The following is a 16,775-nucleotide window of genomic DNA, read 5'->3' as shown; positions in this document are numbered from 1 at the left end:
ACCCTTGCCTCTCCATGGATAACGAGGCGCCGGCCCTGTCCATCGCGCGGCTGCGCTCCCTCTGGGACGCGGAGGTGGACCCCTCCGCGCGGCGCGCGCTCACCGCCGCGGCCTTCGCGGGGCTGTTCGGCGCGGCGCACGTGGCGCGCGTGGGCTCCCCGCTCGCCCGCGGGCTCGCCGGCGCCGGCCTCGCGCTGCTGCTCGCGGCGATCGTCGCGCGGGTCGTCCTCGCGCGGCGGCGGCGCGGCGACGCCCGGCGCACCGTGCGCGAGATCGTCGGCCGCACGGACGAGGCGCTCGGCGCGGCCACCCTGCGGGCGCTCTCGCTCGTGGATCGCGCCGCGGCCGACGATCGGGTCGGGTCGCCGGAGCTCGCCGGCCTGCACCTCCGGCGGCTGCTCGGCCGCGCCTCGCGGGCGCGCATCCTCGCGCGCGCGCAGCGGTCGGCCGCGCGGTGGGCGAGCGCGGGCCTCGGCCTCGGCGTGGCGGCGCTCGCGGCCGCCGCGATCGATCCGCCCCGCGTCGTCGAGGGGCTCGACGTCCTCGCCGCCCGCGGCGGCGAGGCGCCGCTCGATCTGCTGTGGCTCGAGGACGTCGAGATGACGGCCACGCCGCCCGAGTACCTGCACGAGGGCGCCGAGGTGCTCCTGCCGTTCACGACGACGATGCAGCCGCGGGGGACCGTGATCACGGTGCGGGGCCGCCCGATCCGGGCAGGGCGCGCGCTCGTGCTGACCGACGGCGGCGCCGAGGTCCCGTTCGTCGACGACGGCAAGGGCGGCGTGATCGCCCACTGGACCCTCGGCGACTCGACGACGCTCCAGGCGGCCGCGCGCTTCGGGCAGGTCCGCGTCCGGCAGGCCGACGCGCAGCGCGTCGTGTCGATCCCGGACGACGCGCCGCGCGTCACGCTCGAGGGCGCGCCGCGCACGGTCAGGCTCCTCGACGAGCCCAGCATCCCGCTCCGCTACGAGATCACCGACGATCACGGCCTGCGCGAGGTCGACCTCGTCCTGCGCGCCGGCGCGAAGGAGGAGCGGCGGGTGCTCTCGCGACCGGCGGGGGACGCGAAGATCGACCGCGGCGGCTACGAGCTCAGGGCGCGCGATCCGTTCTTCCGGAGGACGTACGTGCCCGTCGAGGTGCGGATCGAGGCGCGCGACAACGATCCGATCGAGGGCCCGAAGTGGGGCAGGAGCGAGGCGATCGTGGTCATCCCGCCGCAGGTGGGCGAGCCCGAGGCGCGGCGCTACGCCGCGCTCGCGAAGGCGCGCGACGCCCTCACCGACCTGCTCGCGGACCGCATCGGCCAGCGGACGCCGGAGGCGGGCGGCGCCGCGGCGCACGCGGCGCACGAGGCCGAGGCGCAGGCGACCGCGAAGGCGGAGGTCGAGCGGGCGCTCTCCGCCGACTACGGCGGGCTCCGGGTGCGGGGGCGCATCGCGTCGCTCGCGCGCGGCCAGCTCGCCCGGCTCGACGAGGCGCTCGCCGCCGAGCGGAAATCGACCACCCGCGCGGCGCACCAGAAGCTGCTCGACGAGACCGAGGGCGTGCTGCTCGCCTTCGACGCCGGCCTGCGCGGCGTCGGCGTCCGGGACGCCCGGGCCGTCGCGCAGCGGCTCGCCGACGTCGCGGACGAGGCCGCGGCCGCGGCCGAGCTCCTTCAGGGCGGCGACCGGGAGGGCGGCGAGATCCGCCTCGAGGCGGCCGTCACGGTGCTGGGCGGCGGGGGCGCCGAGCTGCGCAAGCTCGGCGAGCTCGGCCTCGATCTCGGCGAGATCGTCGCGAGCGACCTGCGCAGGGTCACGCGCGCCCGGGGCGCCGGCGACTGGGCGCACGCCGAGCTCGCGGCGCGCGACCTCGCGGCGCGGCTCCGGCGGCCGGAGCCCTCGTTCGGCGGCGGCGGCCGCGGCGGGGTGGAGTCCGGGGCGCCGCGCGGCGCGCCCGATCCCGGGGAGGCCTCGAGCGCCGACGAGAGCGTCGCGCAGAGCGAGCGGGAGCTCGAGGACCTCGCGCGCGATCACGCCGCCGAGACGAACGCGGTCGCCGAGGAGCTCATGCGCGCCTCGCGGCCCGAGGACGTGGCGGCGCTCCGCGAGGAGGCGAAGAAGCACGCGGAGGCGATCCGCGAGGCGGTGCAGGAGCTGCCGCAGCCCGGCGGGGCGCCGGGCTCGGCCGAGTCCGCCGCGGCGGCCGGCAGGGAGCAGGCCGAGGCGATGGCCGGCGCGCTGGAGCAGGGCCGCCTCGAGGAGGCGGTCGAGAGCGGCCAGGGCGCGGCGCGCTCGCTGGGCGAGGCGAAGCGGCTCGGCGCGCAGGGCGGCGGCTTCTTCCCGGAGGAGCGGGCCGGCCGCGAGGCCGGCGAGGCGCAGCAGGCGCTCGCCCGGGAGCTCGCCTGGGCCGAGGAGGCGCTGCGCCGGCTGCAGCAGGCGGCGGCGGAGCGGGCGCGGGAGGGCCTCGCGCGCTCGAGCCAGCGCGAGGGCTCGCTCGCCGATCGCGCGCGCGAGCTGCGCCGGCGGGGCGAGCGCGGCGACGGCCGCATGCCGGAGGAGATGCTCGAGCGCCTCGAGGAGGCCGAGCAGGCGATGCGCGACGCCCAGCGCGCCCTCTCCGAGGGGGAAGGCGAGCAAGGCAACGACCGCCAGCGCGACGCGCAGCGGCTGCTCGAGATGTCGCGCAGCGACGACCAGAGCCAGGACGGCGACGCCGAGTCGGAAGGGAACAGGGACATGGCGAGGAAGGCCGACATCCCGGACAAGGACAAGCACAAGGGCCCCGAGGAGTTCCGTCGGCGCGTCCTCGAGGGGCTCGGGAGCGCCTCGGAGCCGCGGCTGCGAGAGGCGGTGAAGCGCTACGCGGAGGGGCTCCTGAAATGACGCGCGCCGGCGCTACGGCGGCCCCGGCGAGGGCTCCGCGCGGGGCGACGGCGCTCGCGAGGCGCGGCCTCCGGGCGGTCGTCCTCGCCGCGCTCGCGACCGTGTCGGCGACCGCGTCCGGCCGCATCACGGTCGGCGATCTCGATCGCGCGGTGCGGACGCGGGCCGCGATCCTGGAGATCGACGCCCCGGCGGCGCGCAGCCTCCTCGAGGGCGCGGATCCCGCCGATCCCGCGCTCGCGCTCGAGCGCGGCCGGCTCGCCATCTACGAGGGCGACTGCGACGCCGCCGCGGCGATCCTCGCGCGCCCCGACCTCGCGGCGACGGCGGAGGGCGCGGCGCTCGGCGACATCGCGCGCGGCTGCGCCCGCGCCACCGCCGCGACGGTCGTCGTCGAGGACGAGGCGCGCGGCGTGTGGGTGCGGCTCCAGGACGACGACGATCGCGCGCTCGTTCCGCTGCTCGTCGAGGTGGCCGCGAAGACGCGCGACGTGCTGGCGAAGGATCTCGGGGTCGAGCTCCTCCGGCCGCTGCGGATCGACCTCGTCCGGGATCAGTTCACGCTCTCCGCGATGACGGGCCTGCCGGAGGACGCGGCGCGGACGACGGGCACCGTCGCCATCGCCAAGTGGGGGCGGGTGACGATGCTCTCCCCGCGCGCGACGCCGAACGGCTACCCCTGGATGGACACGCTCGCGCACGAGATCACGCACCTCGCGCTCTCGCGCGGCACGCGGGACAACGCCCCGCTGTGGCTGCAGGAGGGCGTGGCCAAGCGCGAGGAGGTCCGCTGGCGCGAGCCCGACCCGCTGGACGACGTGCCGTCCGCGGACGCGATCGCCTTCCTCGGCATCCAGAAGGGCCTCGGGCGCCCGCTCGACAAGATCGGCCCCTCGATCGCGATGCTCCCGAGCGCGGAGGAGGCGGCGATCGTGTTCGCCGAGGTCGCGAGCTTCATCCGGTACTGGACGAGGGAGGCGGGCGACACGGCGCTGCCCGAGCTCTTGCGCCGGCTCAAGGACGCGAGCAGCGACGCGGATCTGGAGCGGGCGATCGCCGAGATCTCCGGCGCGGATCTCGCGGCCTGGGACGGGCGCTGGCGCGCCTACCTCGCCACCGTGCCGGCGAGCGTGCCGCCCGACCTCGCGCCGGGCGGGGACATGCCGCACCGGCAGGAGGTCGCCAAGCGGGTGCGGCTCGGGCAGCTGCTCCACGATCGCGGCCACCACGCCGCCGCCGCGGTCCAGCACGCCCGCGCGCAGGCGCTCGCGCCGCACGAGCCGGCGGTGCGCTGCTTCCTCGCCGCCGCCCTGCTGGCCTCCGGCGAGCGGGCGAGCGCCGCTCCGCTGGTCGAGCACGTGGAGGACGTGAACAGCCGCCACGGCCGGTGGTGGTCGCTGCACGGCCTGCTCCACGGAGGCGCCGACGGCGGCCGCGCCTTCTCGGCGGGCGTCGCGCTCGACCCGCTGAGCCCCGAGGTGGCCTGCGAGGAGAAGCTGCCGCCGGAGCTCCCCAGCGACCCCACCCGATCGGCGCTCTGCGAGGCCGCGCGCCGCAGGGCGCGCTGATCAAACGACCGCGACGCGAGGAAAAGCCGCCGCTCGGCGCAATGGCGCGCGCTCGCCGGTTTCTGCGCGAGCGCGCGCGCTCCGCGCTTCCGTCGCGCTGGAGCGCGCTCCTACGGTCGCGCGGTGCCGAACCTGGATCGCATCGCCCTCGTCGTCGCGCTGAGCCTCGCCTTGCCGGCTCGGTCGCACGCCGACGACACGCCGCCCTCCTCGGCTCCGCGCAGGGTCGTCGAGCTCGGCGCGTCGTCCGTGCTGGCGTTCGGCTTGCTGCCTGCGGCGAGCTTGGGCCCCTCGCTGGAGGTCACCCTCCGCTGGCTCGACGCGTCCCTGTCGGTCGAGGCGCGCGTGCTCCGGGCGCTGGGCCGCGACCCGAACGCCGCCTCGATCCTGGGGCCGGAGAGCACCGCCGGCCTCGGGCTCATGTCGATCTGCAGGCACGACGAGGCCGTCTTCGTGTGCGCTTCCTTTCAGACCGGGGTCGTCGCCGCGGACGTCGAGGGGGACCTGAAGTCGACGGACGACGGCAAGCTCTCCTGGATGGTCACCTCCGGCCTGCGCGGGGGCGCCGCGTGGCGCCTCGTTCGCCACCTCGAGCTGCGCAGCTTCCTCGAGCTGCACACCGTCCTGGAGCGCCCTCATGTGAGGGTCGACTCCGTCGAGCGGTGGCGGGCGTCCTACGTCGCGGGGATCATCGGCGTCGGCCTCTCGTTCCGCCTGAACCCGGAGTGACGCACGCCTCCCGGCGCGCCGAGGCGCCCGCGCCGCCGCCTCAGCTCTTCGTGCGGAGCGCGCGCGCCAGGGTGTTCCTGCCGACGCCGAGCCGCTTCGCCGCTTCCGTCTTGTTCCCCTCGCACGCGCGGACCATCGCCTCGACGTAGCGCCGCGTCACCTCGTCGAGGGTGAGGCCGAGCGGCAGCGCGACCTGATCGTCGCCCTCGGGCCCCGCGGCGGCCTGCGGCGGGGCCCCCCCGCGCCGGCGCGCCGGCAGGTGCCCGGCGGAGATGCGGCCGTCCGGGGCGAGGGCGATCGCGCTCTCGACCCAGTGCTCGAGCTCGCGCACGTTGCCCGGCCAGGTGTGGGCGCGGATGTGGCGGAGCGCGTCCGGATCGAAGCGCGGCGCGGGCCTGCCGTACCGCGTCGCGTAGACGTCCGCGAAGTGGCGGGCCAGCGTCTCGACGTCCTCGGGGCCGCGCTCGCGCAGGGCCGGCAGGTCGATCTCGACGACGCGCGCGCGGTAGTAGAGATCCTTGCGGAAGCGGCCCTCGGCGACCGCGCGCTCGAGGTCGCAGTGCGTGGCGCACACGACGCGCACGTCGGCGCGGAGCGTCTGCCGACCGCCGACGCGCTCGAAGGAGCGATCCTGCAGGAAGCGCAGGAGCTTGCCCTGGATGTCGAGCGGCAGATCCCCGAGCTCGTCCAGGAACAGCGTGCCGCCCTCCGCGAGCTCGACCTTGCCCGGCACGCGCCGGTCCGCGCCGGTGAACGCCCCGCGCTCGTGGCCGAAGAGCTCGCTCTCGACGAGCTGCGCCGGCAGCGTCGTGCAGTCGACCGTGACGAAGGGCCGCGTCTGGCGCCGCGAGTTGACGTGGATCGCCCGCGCGAACAGGCTCTTGCCGGTGCCGGTCTCCCCGCGCAGGAGCACGGTCGCGTCGGTCTGCGCCGCGAGCTGGACCTTCTCGTACACGGCGGCCAGCCGCTCGCTGCGGCCGACGATCCGGTTGAACGGCCCCTGCAGCACGACCCCCGGACCGCCGCCCTCGGCCGCGCGGAGCGTCGTCAGGAGGAGCGCGCGCGCGAGCTGCGTCGCGAGCGCGACGAGGTAGCGCTCGTCCTCCTCGTCGAAGGGCGCCTCCGCGCGGTTCAGCAGCTGGACGACGCCGCGGATCGGCGCGGCGGCGTCCTCGCGGATCGGCGCGACGAGCATCGAGCGCGTCGTGTAGCCCGTCGCCCGATCGGCCGACGGATCGAAGCGCGGATCGCGCGCCGCGTCGTCGACGCGCACGACCTCGCCGGTCCTGGCGACGTGCCCCGCGATGCCGCGCTCGAGCGGCTGCCTGAGCGCGGGGAGCTCGGGCAGGACGGCGACGCGCGTCACGAGATCGCCGCGCTCCGCGTCGACGAGCCAAATGGTGGCGCGGTCGGCGCGGAGCGCCCTCGCGAGCCGCTCGCACGCCGTGCCGAGGAGGGCGTCGAAGTCGACCTCCCGGGCGAGGAGGGAGGCGAGATCGACGAGCAGCGAGAGGCGCGACATGGATAACGGAGCAGGATCCAGCATAGAGGCCGCCGCCCTTGTCGTCACCCGCGTCATCACGCGGCCCGCGCGACGGCCTCGACGTCGATGCAGAGCCCCTCGCGCGCGGCGACCGAGGCAGGGAAGAGCTCGCGCGCGAGGCGCTCGATCTCGGCGACGCCGGCGTCCGTCCGCTGCGGGTCGTGGTGGAAGAGTACGAGCTGACGCGCGCCGCACGCCCGCGCGATCTCGGCGCCCGCGATGTACGTCGAGTGCCCCCATCCGACCCTCGATCGCCCGGCGTCGCCGCGGTACTCCTCCGGGGTGTACTGCGCGTCGTAGATGAGCACGTCGGCGCCGTCCGCGAGCGCGCGCAGCGCCGGATCGACGCAGGCGTAGTGCTCGGTGTCGGTCGCGTAGACGACGCTCTTCCCCGCGTGCTCGAGGCGGTAGGCGAGCACGCCGCCCGGGTGGTTGAGCTTGGCGGTGCGCACGCGGACCTCGCCCACGTCGAACGCCTCGCCCGGCCGCGCCTCGCGCAGGGCGATCTGGGCGCCCAGCTCGTCCAGCCGGACCGGGAAGCTCGGCGCCGCCATCTGCGTCGAGAGCGCCTCGCGAAGCGTCCCGACCCCGTATGCGCTGCCCACGATCGACAGCGCCGAGCTCGGCAGGTACGCCGGCACGAAGAACGGCAGGCCCTGGATGTGGTCCCAGTGCAGGTGGGAGAGCAGCACCGTGGCCTCCACCGGCCCTTCCCGGAGCAGGGCATCTCCGAGCTTGCGAACGCCCGTCCCGGCGTCGAGGATGATCTGCGTCGATCCGCAGCGGACCGCCACGCAGCTGGTGTTTCCGCCCACCGCCGCCGTCTCCGGCCCAGGCGAAGCGATGCTCCCGCGAACCCCCCAGAACCTGATCTCCATCGTCGTCGCGTGCCTCCTGGGCTCCCTTCAGCGAGCGGCGTGCCAGGGCGCAGGGACTTGAAATCGCTCCGCTTTTCTGCTGCCCCCGGCCGGGCCGATCGAAGTTGCAGCGCCGGGTCCGGATCGGCGCTTCAGAATGGAGCGCGCGGCCGGCGCGGCCTGCCGGCGCTCGCGCCGCCATTTGCGTGGGGCGGCGCTTCGCGGTTGACGCCCTCGCGACGACGTGGAGAAACGTGGAGCGCGGGGGACGGGCCTTGGGTCGCGCCACGGATCGCGCTGAGCGTCGCGCGTCGCGTCAAGGCTGAGCTCCTTCGCTGGATGGGGGGACCGCGCCGGCGCGGAAAGGTTCGCCTGACCCGAGCGTTGACCGAGGTCCGTCCCGAGGCCTAGCATTCCTGCACCGCTCTCTTTCCCGCATTGCTACCGCCGCTCCGCACAATGACCGTTGCCACCTACGCCGCCGCACAGCTGTTGCGGGTGCTTCCGCGAGAGCGCATTACCCGGGCCGTTGGCCGCCTCTGCGACGCCAGGGCACCCGCCGCCGTCTTGAACGCGGTGGTCAAGCTCTACGCGCGCGCGTACCGCGTCGACATGGACGCCGCCGAGGTGCTGACGAGCCCTTACGAGAGCTTCGACGCGTTCTTCACGCGCAAGCTCCGCGAGGGGATGCGCCCTGTCTGCTCCGATCCCGGAGCCATCACCAGCCCCGCCGACGGCCGGATCGAGGCGATCGGCCCCGTGACCGAGGGCGGGCGCCTGCTCATCAAGGGGCAGCCTTACCGCGTGGAGGACCTCGTGGGCGATCCCGCGGAGGCGTCGCGCTACGACGGCGGGCAGTTCGCGGTCGTCTACCTCTCCCCCCGCGACTACCACCGGGTCCACTCGCCCGTCGCCGGCCAGGTGAGCCTCATCCGCTCGATGCCGGGGGAGCTGTTCCCGGTGAACGCGATCGGCGAGCGCCACATCCCGGGCCTGTTCGCGCGCAACCGGCGCGTCGCGATCGTGATCGACACCGAGCGCCAGGGGCGCGTGACGGTCGTGATGGTGGGCGCGATGATCGTCGGACGGATCACGGTGAGCGCCGTCGACGCGCGCGACGTGCCGCTCGGCGAGCACCCGATCTCGCCGGCCCTCCCGGTCGCGTGCGGCGAGGAGATCGGCAAGTTCCACCTCGGCTCCACCGCGGTCCTGTTCGTGGAGCGCGGGGTGTCGCCCCCCTGGAGCAGGGCTCCGGGGCCGGTCCTCTACGGTGAGCCGCTGGACGGAGGGGGCAAGCAATGACGAGCGAGCGGCCGCGCAACCCCCTGGCCCAGGCCGCCCAGGAAGGCGGCGCCTCCGGAGAACCCGGCGCGCCCCCGCCGGGCGAGGCAGGGAACGCGGCCGCGCTCGCGCCGCAGGGAGAGGGCTCGCTCCCCGCGCGCTCGTCCGTCGCCCCGCGGCCCGAGCGCACGCCCAGCGTGCGCCCGCAGCTCGCGACGACCACGCCGCTGCCGCGCCTCGACGTCATCCCGGGCATGGCCGACGGGAGCTCCGGCCGGCCGCTCTCGGAGATCCCGGATCTCGATCTCGATCCGCGCATCGCCGGGCCGCCGACGGAGCGCTCGCGGCACGGCACCCCTTTGCCAGCCACACCCACCTCGAGGCGGGCCTGGCAATCGCTGGCCGCGGAGGTCGAGCGGGCCACGGAGGCAGAGCGCGGCGACGGCGCGAAGACCGCGCGTCGCCGCTCGCGGCGGCTCGTGAACGTGCCCGGAGACGCGGCGCAGCAGGGCGACGATCCGGGCGCCTCGCACGACTCGGGCGCCGCGCAAGCGGACACGGCGACGCCGCGCTCGCTGGGGCTCGATGAGGCGGAAGACGACGGATGGTTGACCGCCGGCGCGAGGCCTCCCAGCGAGCCGCCGATCGAGGTGCCCAAGACCGCCAGCAAGCCGGCGCCGCCGCCGAACCTGGCGGAGCTTGTCGCGCCGCGGGCGGTCCCGCGGCCGTCGCCGAAGTCCTCGAGCGTTCCGCCGATGCCGACGCCGGGGCTGATCATCGACCCGGACTCGGTCGCGGTGATCCGGCCGCTCCAGATCCTCAGCATCGAGTCGAACCTGCCGCCGGTCACCTCGCAGGCCGAGCCGCAGCCCGAGCCCGCCAGGCCGCCGCTGCTGACCGACCCAACCGAGCACGAGTGGCCGCCGCTCCAGTTCCGGATCGGGCCGGACTCGCGCCACACCGCGCTGGGCCTCGACCCGTACCAGGAGGGCCCTTCGGAGGGCCCGCCGACGGCGCGCGACGCCGCCTTCGACGCCCTCCAGCCCGAGCCCCGGCGGCCGCAGGCCTCGGCGCCGGAGATCGAGGCGCGCCCGCTCGACTGGCGACCCGGGTCGAGCCCGGAAGAGCTCACGGAGGTCGAGCCCGAGCCCGAGCTGACCGACGAGGCCAGGGCCGACGCGACGAGCGCCCCGCCCGTGGCGGGCGGAGGCGAGCAACAACAGGTCGACCCGACGCGCATCACCCTGCCGCCGAAGAGCAGCGAGGTCGAGCTGGAGGAGGTCGAGCCCGAGCGCGACGCCGAGCTGACCGAAGAAGGCCTGGCCGCCCGCGCCGACGCGCAGGCGGCGCATCCCAAGAAGCCGCCGCCGCCCCCGCCGCCGCCGCGGCGCCCGCGCGCGCAGGCGCTCGCCTCGCCGGATCTCGCGACGTTCACGTCGGCGCCCCCGCCGCCCGTGTCCGTGCCGCCGCCGCACGGCGATCCCTCGGCGCGCATCTCCGCGCCCCCCGCGTCGCCCGCGGCCAAGCCGCTCGATTTCGAGCCGAACTCCGGCCCGTCGACCGAGCCCGCCGCGCGCCGCAAGCGCCCGTGGTGGGAGGAGCTCTTCGGCGACGACTTCCTGCGCACGCTCGACAAGATCGACAGCAAGGTGGTTCGCCGCGAGGTCGACTTCATCGAGGAGCGGCTCGGCGTCGAGAAGGGCGCCGTGATCCTCGATCTCGCGTGCGGCGCGGGCGGCCACGCGATCGAGATCGCGAGCCGCGGCTACAGCGTGGTCGGCTTCGACCTGTCGCTGGCCATGCTGGCCCGCGCCGCCGACGACGCGCAGGACCGCGGCCAGAAGCTGAACTTCCTCCAGGGCGACATGCGCGAGATGACGTTCGAGGAGACCTTCGACGGCGTCTACTGCTGGTCGACGAGCTTCGGCTACTTCGACGACGAGAAGAACGCGGACGTCCTCGCCCGCATCCGCCGCGCCCTCCGCGCGGGCGGCATGCTCCTGCTCGACATCGTGAACCGCGACTACGTGGCGTCGCGCCAGCCGAGCCTCGTCTGGTTCGAGGGCGACGGCTGCGTCTGCATGGATGAGATGCAGGTCGACTTCTTCACGAGCCGGCTCAAGGTGAAGCGCACGGTCATGTTCGAGGACGGCCGCTCGCGCGAGATCGACTACTCGATCCGCCTCTACGGCCTGCACGAGCTCGGCAAGATGCTCCACGAGGCCGGCTTCAAGGTCACCGAGGTGACCGGCCACCCCGCGCACCCGGGCGTCTTCTTCGGCTCGGAGTCGCCGCGGCTCATCATCCTTGCCGAGCGCAGCTGACGCGCTAGGGGGCTCCTGACGCATGCGCTTCGAGGCCGCGATCTCGCGCGCGCTGCCGGGGATCCCGGCCAGCGCCTCCCCCGTCGATCAGATCGCCTACGCCCGCGATCTCTGGCCGCGGCACCACCTCGCCGTGACGGAGGGCCGCATCGCCGAGCACCGGCCCGGGATGATCCTCTGGCCGGCGTCCACCGAGGAGGTCGCCCGGGTGGTCCGCTTCTGCGCGGACGAGGGGCTCCCGCTCGTGCCGTACGGCGCGGGCTCGGGCGTGTGCGGCGGCGTCCTGCCGGACGACCGCACGGTCGTGCTCGACCTGAAGCGGCTCTCCCGCCGCCGCTCGCTCGATCGCCAGGCCCCCTCGGTCGAGATCGAGGCCGGCGCCCTCGGCATCCGCTTCGAGGAGGAGCTCAACGCCGAGGGCTTCACGCTCGGCCATTTCCCGTCGTCGATCCTCTGCTCGACGGTGGGCGGCTGGGTCGCGGCGCGCAGCGCCGGCCAGTGCTCGGGGCTCTACGGCAAGATCGAGGACATGGTCGCGTCGCTCGAGTGCGTCGTCGGCCGCGGCGAGGTCGTCCGCTTCGATCGGCGCGCGCGCGGCCCGGATCTGACGCCGCTCCTCATCGGCAGCGAGGGCGTGCTCGGCGTGGTCACCGCCGCGACGCTCCGGCTGCACCCCGCCCCGCCGGCGCGCGCGTTCGCCGCCTTCTCCTTCCCCACGCTGGAGGCCGGGTGGAACGCGATGCGCGAGATGTTCCAGGCCGGCCTTCGCCCGGCGGTCTCGCGGCTCTACGACCCGTTCGACTCCTTCATGGCCCGGCTCGGCGCGGTGCGCCGGCAGCACGGCCACGCCGGCGCGGGCGACGAGCCGACCGAGGGGCCGGCCGCGCCGGCGCGCGGCGCGCGGGGCCCGGGCGCCGGCGCCGCCGTGCTGCGCGGCCTGCTGCGCGCGCCGGGGCTCCTCAACCAGGCCGTGGACGCCGTCGGGTCGCGCGTGCTCCGCGGCGCGACGCTCATCCTCATCTTCGAGGGCACGGCGCGCGCGAGCGCCGAGGATCTCGCCCGCGCCGCGGCGATCGCCGGGCGCGCCGGGGCCAAACCGCTCGGCGAGGAGCCGGCGCGCCACTGGCTCGCGCACCGCTACAGCGTGAGCTACCGCCAGGCGCCCGTCTTCATGGCCGGCGCGTTCAGCGACACGATGGAGGTCGCCGCGCCCTGGTCGCGCCTCGACGCGCTCTACCGCGCGGTGCGCGGGGCGCTCGGGCGCCACGTCTTCGTGATGGCCCACCTGTCCCACGCCTACCCGGACGGCTGCAGCATCTACTTCACCTTCGCGGGCAGCGCGCCGACCGTGGCGGCGGCCGAGGCGAAGTACGACGCGGCCTGGCGGGCGGCCCTCGACGCCGCGATCGACGCCGGCGGCACGCTCTCGCACCACCACGGCGTCGGCCGCAGCAAGGCGCCGCGGCTCGGCGCCGAGCTCGGCCTCGGCGCCGACGTCGTCCATGCGCTCCGGGGCGTCTTCGACCCCGCCGGCATCATGAACCCGGGCAACCTGCTCCCGCGCGACGCCGCCCGCGCCGCGCGCCGCCCGCTGCCGCCGCCGCCCGCGTCGCCCGTGATCGACCTCGACTCGCTGCTCGTGCACGCCGCCGGCGAAGCTCGCCTCGGCGAGGTCGAGCGCGCGCTCGAGCAGCGCGGCCTCACGCTGGCGGTCGACTTCGGCGCGGCCTCGCGCGAGCTCACGCTCGACGCGTGGCTCGCGGCGGGCGCCCCGGGCGCGCCGGATCCGTGGAGCGATCCGGTCGATCACCTCGTCGCCGGCTTCACCGCGCGGCTCGCGTCGGGCGCCGAGCTCGCGGTGCGCCCCGCCCCGCGGCGCGCCGTCGGCCCGGATCTCTTCGCGCTGTTCCTCGGCGTGGGCGGGCGCGTCGGCGCCGTCACGTCCGTGCACCTGCGCGCCCACGGCGCGTCGCGGCCGCGCGCGCTGCCGACCTCGCTGCCGCGACAGCCACCGCTCGGCGAGGCCGAGGCGGCGTGGCTCGACGCCGTGGTGAGCGCCGCCCGCGACGTCCGCTGAGCGGAGCCGGCGCTGGCCGGCTCAGCCGGGGGGCCAGGCCATGGGCCGGCCGCCGATGACATGGACGTGGAGGTGGAAGACCGTCTGGCCGGCGTTCGCGCCGCTGTTCACGACGGTCCTGAAGCCGCCCTCCGCGATGCCGGTCTTCTCCGCGACCTGCCGCGCGGCGAGCAGCAGCCGCCCGAGGGCGGCCTCGTCCTCCGGCGTGGCCTGGGCGATCCCCGCGATGTGGCGCTTCGGGATGACGAGCACGTGCGTGGGCGCCTGCGGGTTCACGTCGTGGAAGGCGATGACGTGCTCGTCCTCGAGCACGACCTTCGACGGGATCTCCTTGTTCGCGATCTTGCAGAAGATGCACATGGTCGCCTCCTAGTACCGCGTCGTACCGCGCGTCATGAACCCCTATCAGGATTTCGGTCCGCCGCCTCGCGGCGGAACGCGCGCGGCGCGAGGCGGTCTGCTCGGGGCCGCCGCGCCCGCGTGGCGTCCGCCCCATCCCTGGCCCGGCGGCCGGCGGGCGACTCAGGCAGCGCTAGGGCGCCTGCGTATCGCGCCGCTCCCGGTCGCGGGGCAGCGCCCTGGTCGCCGGGTCCGGCTCCCCCGGCTCTCCCTGGCCAGCGGCCTCCAGCGCGCCGCCCTGCCCTTCCCTGGGCAGCAGCCGGGCGAGCGCGCGCTCGATCCGCGAGGTGTCCCCCGGCTCCGGGAGCAGGTCGTCGGGCAGCGCAGCGCCCGACGGCGGGCTCGGCGCAACGCCCCCGCCGTCCTGCTGCACGACGCGGGGGACCGTCCCGCGCGCGACCGCGATGCGGAGCACGGCGAGCTCGAGGTCGTCGAGCGCGGCGGTGCGCTTCAGCCCGAGCGACGGCACGTCGTAGGTGAGGAGCGCGCCGCCGCTCGCCGCGGGCGCGAGCCCGGCGCGGCCCGCGCCGCCGACCAGCTGCCGCACGATGCTCCTGAGCAGCGCCGCCCGCCGCCGCACCCGGCGCGCCTCGGGATCGGCATAGAGCGAGTAGAACCGGTTCCGCGAGAACGTGGACGGCGCCAGCACGAGCGCGACGAACAGCGCCTCCAGGTCGATGGGCGGCGTCCCCCTCACGTCGCGGGCTCCACCGCGCCGCCCGCGGGCCCCGAGAGCCCGCCGCGCCGCAGGAGCTCCGCCTGGCGGTGCGTGCGCAGCGCGCCGATGAGCTCGTCGAGATCCCCCTCGACGATCTTGTCGAGCTTGTGCAGCGTGAGGCCGATCCGGTGATCCGTCACGCGGTTCTGCGGGAAGTTGTAGGTCCGCACCTTCTGCGCGCGCTCCCCCGTGCCGACCATGGTCCTCCGCTCCGCGCTCTGGGCCTCCTCCTGCCGGCGCTGCTCGAGCTCGAGCAGCCGGCTCCGGAGCACCTTCATCGCCTTCGCCTTGTTCTTCAGCTGGGAGCGCTCGTCCTGGCACTTCACGATCATGCCCGTCGGCAGGTGCTTGATCTGCACGGCGCTGTTCGTCGTGTTGACGCCCTGCCCGCCGGGGCCGCCCGATGCGGCGATCGAGATCTCCAGGTCCTTCTCGTCGATGTGCACGTCGACCTCGTCCGCCTCGGGCAGGACGGCGACCGTCGCGGTCGAGGTGTGGATCCGCCCCTGCGTCTCCGTCGTGGGGACCCGCTGCACGCGGTGCACGCCGCCCTCGTAGCGGAGGTGGGAGTAGACGTCCTGCCCCGAGATCAGCGCCGCGACCTCCTTGTAGCCGCCGGCCGAGGCCTCGCTCAGGTTGAGCACCTCGACCTTCCACCGCTTCGTCTCCGCGTAGCGGCAGAGCATGCGGAAGAGGTCGGCGGCGAAGAGCGCCGCCTCCTCGCCGCCCTCGCCGCTCCGGATCTCGATCACGGTGTTGCGCGCGTCGTTCGGGTCCTTCGGCAGGAGGAGCAGCTCGAGCTCGCCGGCGAGCCGCTCCCGCTCCGTCTCGAGCTCGGGCAGCTCCGCCTGGGCGAGCTCGGACAGGTCGGGATCGTTCAGCGCCTCGCGGTCCTCGGCGATGCGCCGCTCGACGTCCCGCAGCCGCGCGAAGGCGACGACCACCGGCTCGATCTCGGTCCGCTCGCGGTTGAGCCGCTGGAGCTCGGCCGGGGAGGAGAGCACCGCCGGGCTGCACATGAGGTGCTCGAGTTCCTGAAAGCGGCGCTGGACCGCCTCGAGTTTCGCGATAGGTAGCATCTGGAATCCGAAGGCGACGCGGAGAGTTGGACGGCGGCGGCGTGCGGCGGCGCCGGCGCGCGCTAGCCGTGGGCGCCAGCGTAGCCGGGGTCGGCCAGCACCTTGGAGTAGTCGGCGAACACCCGATCGGGCTGGACCGGCGCGGTCACCGACTCCTCCCGCCAGAGCGTCGCGCGGAGCGACGCGAGGGCGATCTCGAGCTGCGCGTCCTCCGGCTCCGCCGTCGTGATCTTCTGGACCAGGAACCCCGGCCAGAGGAGCACGCGGAGCGGGCCGGTGGTGCAATAGCGCGCGAAGAGCCGCTGGATCTCGAAGGTCACCGCGGCGATCAGCGGGAGGAACGGCAGCTTCATCAAGAAGAAGCCGACGCTCTCGACGAGCCGGCCGCCGGGCAGCTTGGGCAGGAACGCCCCGAGGGACGCCCCGGCCACCGAGAACACCACGATCGACACGAGCGCCACCATCACCAGGAACGTCGTCCCACAGCGGGGGTGCATGGCCGTCTTGCGGCGCGCGTTCTCGACCTCGAGCGGCTCGCGCGCCTCGTAGGTGGAGATCGCCTTGTGCTCCGCCCCGTGGTACTGGAAAACGCGCCGGACCTCGGAGATCTGGCGGATCAGGAGGAGGTAGGCGACGACGATGGCGAGCTTCGCCACGCCGGTGATCGCCTGGAACCCCGGCGACGTGACCTCCAGCCCGAGGCCGAAGACCTTGTTGACCAGCTCGGCGCCGGCCTGAGGCGCCGCCACGAAGAGCAGGACCGCGAAGAGGATCGGGATGATGCCCATCCCCCCGCCCTTCTTCTTTCCGTCTGCGCCGGTGCCGCCGGGCGCCGGGGCGCCCGCGACCTGCGCGGGCTCGCCGTCCTGCGTCGCGATCGCGGCCATGCTGAGCGCCAGGGAGGTGAGGCTCGCTCCGCTCGCGGGGCCGGCGCTCGAGCGCCTGGAGGCCGGCCCCTTGGCCGAGGCCGCCTCTTCGGCCGCCAGATCCTGCTCGTAGAGATCCGCGGACCAGCGGAGCGCCTGGGACCCGAGGCGCAGCGACTCCACGAGCGTCGCGACCCCCCGCACGAACGGCCACGTGCGCGGCCCCTTCGAGACCGCGGTCATCGGCTGCTCGCGCACCACGAGCTCCCCCGAGCGGCGCCGGCAGACGATCGCGACCGAGCTCGGCGATCGCATCATGACCCCTTCAATCACCGCTTGGCCGCCGATATACGGACGTGCAGGCTGATCGCTCATACGCGTTCCAATCTAGCGCATCACGCGGCTTTCGCATCGGCCTGGCCGATCAGCGCCGCGAAGATGGATGGGCGACCTCGTCCGTC

12 protein-coding genes are annotated in these 16,775 nt (G+C 75.2%); 6 read left to right on the top strand and 6 right to left on the bottom strand.

The window, feature by feature from the left end:
- Positions 1-14: 14 nt before the first annotated feature.
- From NQZ70_RS51665 to NQZ70_RS51655, 3 genes are all read left to right on the top strand, one after another.
- Positions 15-2,873 carry a DUF4175 family protein gene (locus NQZ70_RS51665; RefSeq protein WP_129580802.1) on the top strand — a complete coding sequence of 953 codons (2,859 nt, stop codon included), beginning with the start codon at positions 15-17 and terminating at the stop codon, positions 2,871-2,873.
- The gene (locus tag NQZ70_RS51660) at positions 2,870-4,441 is read left to right on the top strand and encodes a hypothetical protein (RefSeq protein ID WP_129580801.1); all 1,572 of its coding nucleotides are present in this window, start codon (positions 2,870-2,872) and stop codon (positions 4,439-4,441) included. Before NQZ70_RS51665 ends, NQZ70_RS51660 begins: the two co-directional genes overlap by 4 nt.
- A gap of 123 nt (positions 4,442-4,564) precedes the next feature.
- Positions 4,565-5,170, top strand: coding sequence for a hypothetical protein (locus tag NQZ70_RS51655; protein WP_129580800.1), 606 nt, complete (start codon positions 4,565-4,567; stop codon positions 5,168-5,170).
- Positions 5,171-5,210: 40 nt separating this feature from the next.
- Here NQZ70_RS51655 and NQZ70_RS51650 read toward each other — a convergent pair whose 3' ends face one another.
- Both NQZ70_RS51650 and NQZ70_RS51645 read right to left on the bottom strand, forming a co-directional pair.
- Positions 5,211-6,716 carry a sigma-54-dependent Fis family transcriptional regulator gene (locus NQZ70_RS51650; RefSeq protein WP_272827349.1) on the bottom strand — a complete coding sequence of 502 codons (1,506 nt, stop codon included), beginning with the start codon at positions 6,714-6,716 and terminating at the stop codon, positions 5,211-5,213.
- A 32-nt stretch (positions 6,717-6,748) separates the two neighbouring features.
- Complete coding sequence (locus NQZ70_RS51645; RefSeq protein WP_129580799.1) at positions 6,749-7,591, bottom strand: MBL fold metallo-hydrolase; 843 nt, start codon at positions 7,589-7,591, stop codon at positions 6,749-6,751.
- Positions 7,592-8,146: 555 nt separating this feature from the next.
- Between NQZ70_RS51645 and asd the strand changes: the two genes are divergently transcribed.
- The 3 genes from asd to NQZ70_RS51630 are packed head-to-tail and all read left to right on the top strand — an operon-like array spanning position 8,147 to position 13,252.
- Positions 8,147-8,872, top strand: coding sequence for an archaetidylserine decarboxylase (gene asd, locus NQZ70_RS51640; RefSeq protein WP_129582082.1), 726 nt, complete (start codon positions 8,147-8,149; stop codon positions 8,870-8,872).
- Complete coding sequence (locus NQZ70_RS51635; RefSeq protein WP_129580798.1) at positions 8,869-11,175, top strand: methyltransferase domain-containing protein; 2,307 nt, start codon at positions 8,869-8,871, stop codon at positions 11,173-11,175. Before asd ends, NQZ70_RS51635 begins: the two co-directional genes overlap by 4 nt.
- Positions 11,176-11,197: 22 nt before the next feature.
- The gene (locus tag NQZ70_RS51630) at positions 11,198-13,252 is read left to right on the top strand and encodes an FAD-binding oxidoreductase (protein WP_129580797.1); all 2,055 of its coding nucleotides are present in this window, start codon (positions 11,198-11,200) and stop codon (positions 13,250-13,252) included.
- Between the two features lie 21 nt (positions 13,253-13,273).
- Here NQZ70_RS51630 and NQZ70_RS51625 read toward each other — a convergent pair whose 3' ends face one another.
- From NQZ70_RS51625 to NQZ70_RS51610, 4 genes are all read right to left on the bottom strand, one after another.
- Positions 13,274-13,612, bottom strand: a complete 339-nt coding sequence (locus tag NQZ70_RS51625) for a histidine triad nucleotide-binding protein (RefSeq protein WP_129580796.1) — start codon at positions 13,610-13,612, stop codon at positions 13,274-13,276.
- A 172-nt stretch (positions 13,613-13,784) separates the two neighbouring features.
- Positions 13,785-14,348 carry a hypothetical protein gene (locus NQZ70_RS51620; protein WP_129580795.1) on the bottom strand — a complete coding sequence of 188 codons (564 nt, stop codon included), beginning with the start codon at positions 14,346-14,348 and terminating at the stop codon, positions 13,785-13,787.
- Entirely contained in the window at positions 14,345-15,448 is a 1,104-nt protein-coding gene (gene prfA, locus NQZ70_RS51615; protein ID WP_129580794.1) for a peptide chain release factor 1, read from the bottom strand. Before prfA ends, NQZ70_RS51620 begins: the two co-directional genes overlap by 4 nt.
- A 62-nt stretch (positions 15,449-15,510) precedes the next feature.
- Positions 15,511-16,632, bottom strand: coding sequence for a DUF1385 domain-containing protein (locus NQZ70_RS51610; RefSeq protein ID WP_129580793.1), 1,122 nt, complete (start codon positions 16,630-16,632; stop codon positions 15,511-15,513).
- Positions 16,633-16,775: the final 143 nt, after the last annotated feature.

It is taken from the genome of Sorangium sp. So ce836, from assembly GCF_028553905.1.
In the GTDB taxonomy this organism is placed as follows: domain Bacteria; phylum Myxococcota_A; class Polyangia; order Polyangiales; family Polyangiaceae; genus Sorangium; species Sorangium cellulosum_D.
The sequence above is the reverse complement of the archived record's forward strand: the minus strand, read 5'-3'. Positions and strand labels throughout refer to the sequence as shown.

What these genes read in the sequence shown, in the direction of transcription:
- NQZ70_RS51665 (WP_129580802.1), top strand. Translation starts at nt 15, where the DNA reads ATGGATAACGAGGCGCCGGCCCTGTCCATCGCGCGGCTGCGCTCCCTC.
- NQZ70_RS51660 (WP_129580801.1), top strand. Translation starts at nt 2,870, where the DNA reads ATGACGCGCGCCGGCGCTACGGCGGCCCCGGCGAGGGCTCCGCGCGGG.
- NQZ70_RS51650 (WP_272827349.1), bottom strand. Translation starts at nt 6,716, where the DNA reads ATGCTGGATCCTGCTCCGTTATCCATGTCGCGCCTCTCGCTGCTCGTC.
- NQZ70_RS51645 (WP_129580799.1), bottom strand. Translation starts at nt 7,591, where the DNA reads ATGGAGATCAGGTTCTGGGGGGTTCGCGGGAGCATCGCTTCGCCTGGG.
- NQZ70_RS51635 (WP_129580798.1), top strand. Translation starts at nt 8,869, where the DNA reads ATGACGAGCGAGCGGCCGCGCAACCCCCTGGCCCAGGCCGCCCAGGAA.
- NQZ70_RS51630 (WP_129580797.1), top strand. Translation starts at nt 11,198, where the DNA reads ATGCGCTTCGAGGCCGCGATCTCGCGCGCGCTGCCGGGGATCCCGGCC.
- NQZ70_RS51625 (WP_129580796.1), bottom strand. Translation starts at nt 13,612, where the DNA reads ATGTGCATCTTCTGCAAGATCGCGAACAAGGAGATCCCGTCGAAGGTC.
- prfA (WP_129580794.1), bottom strand. Translation starts at nt 15,448, where the DNA reads ATGCTACCTATCGCGAAACTCGAGGCGGTCCAGCGCCGCTTTCAGGAA.
- NQZ70_RS51610 (WP_129580793.1), bottom strand. Translation starts at nt 16,632, where the DNA reads ATGATGCGATCGCCGAGCTCGGTCGCGATCGTCTGCCGGCGCCGCTCG.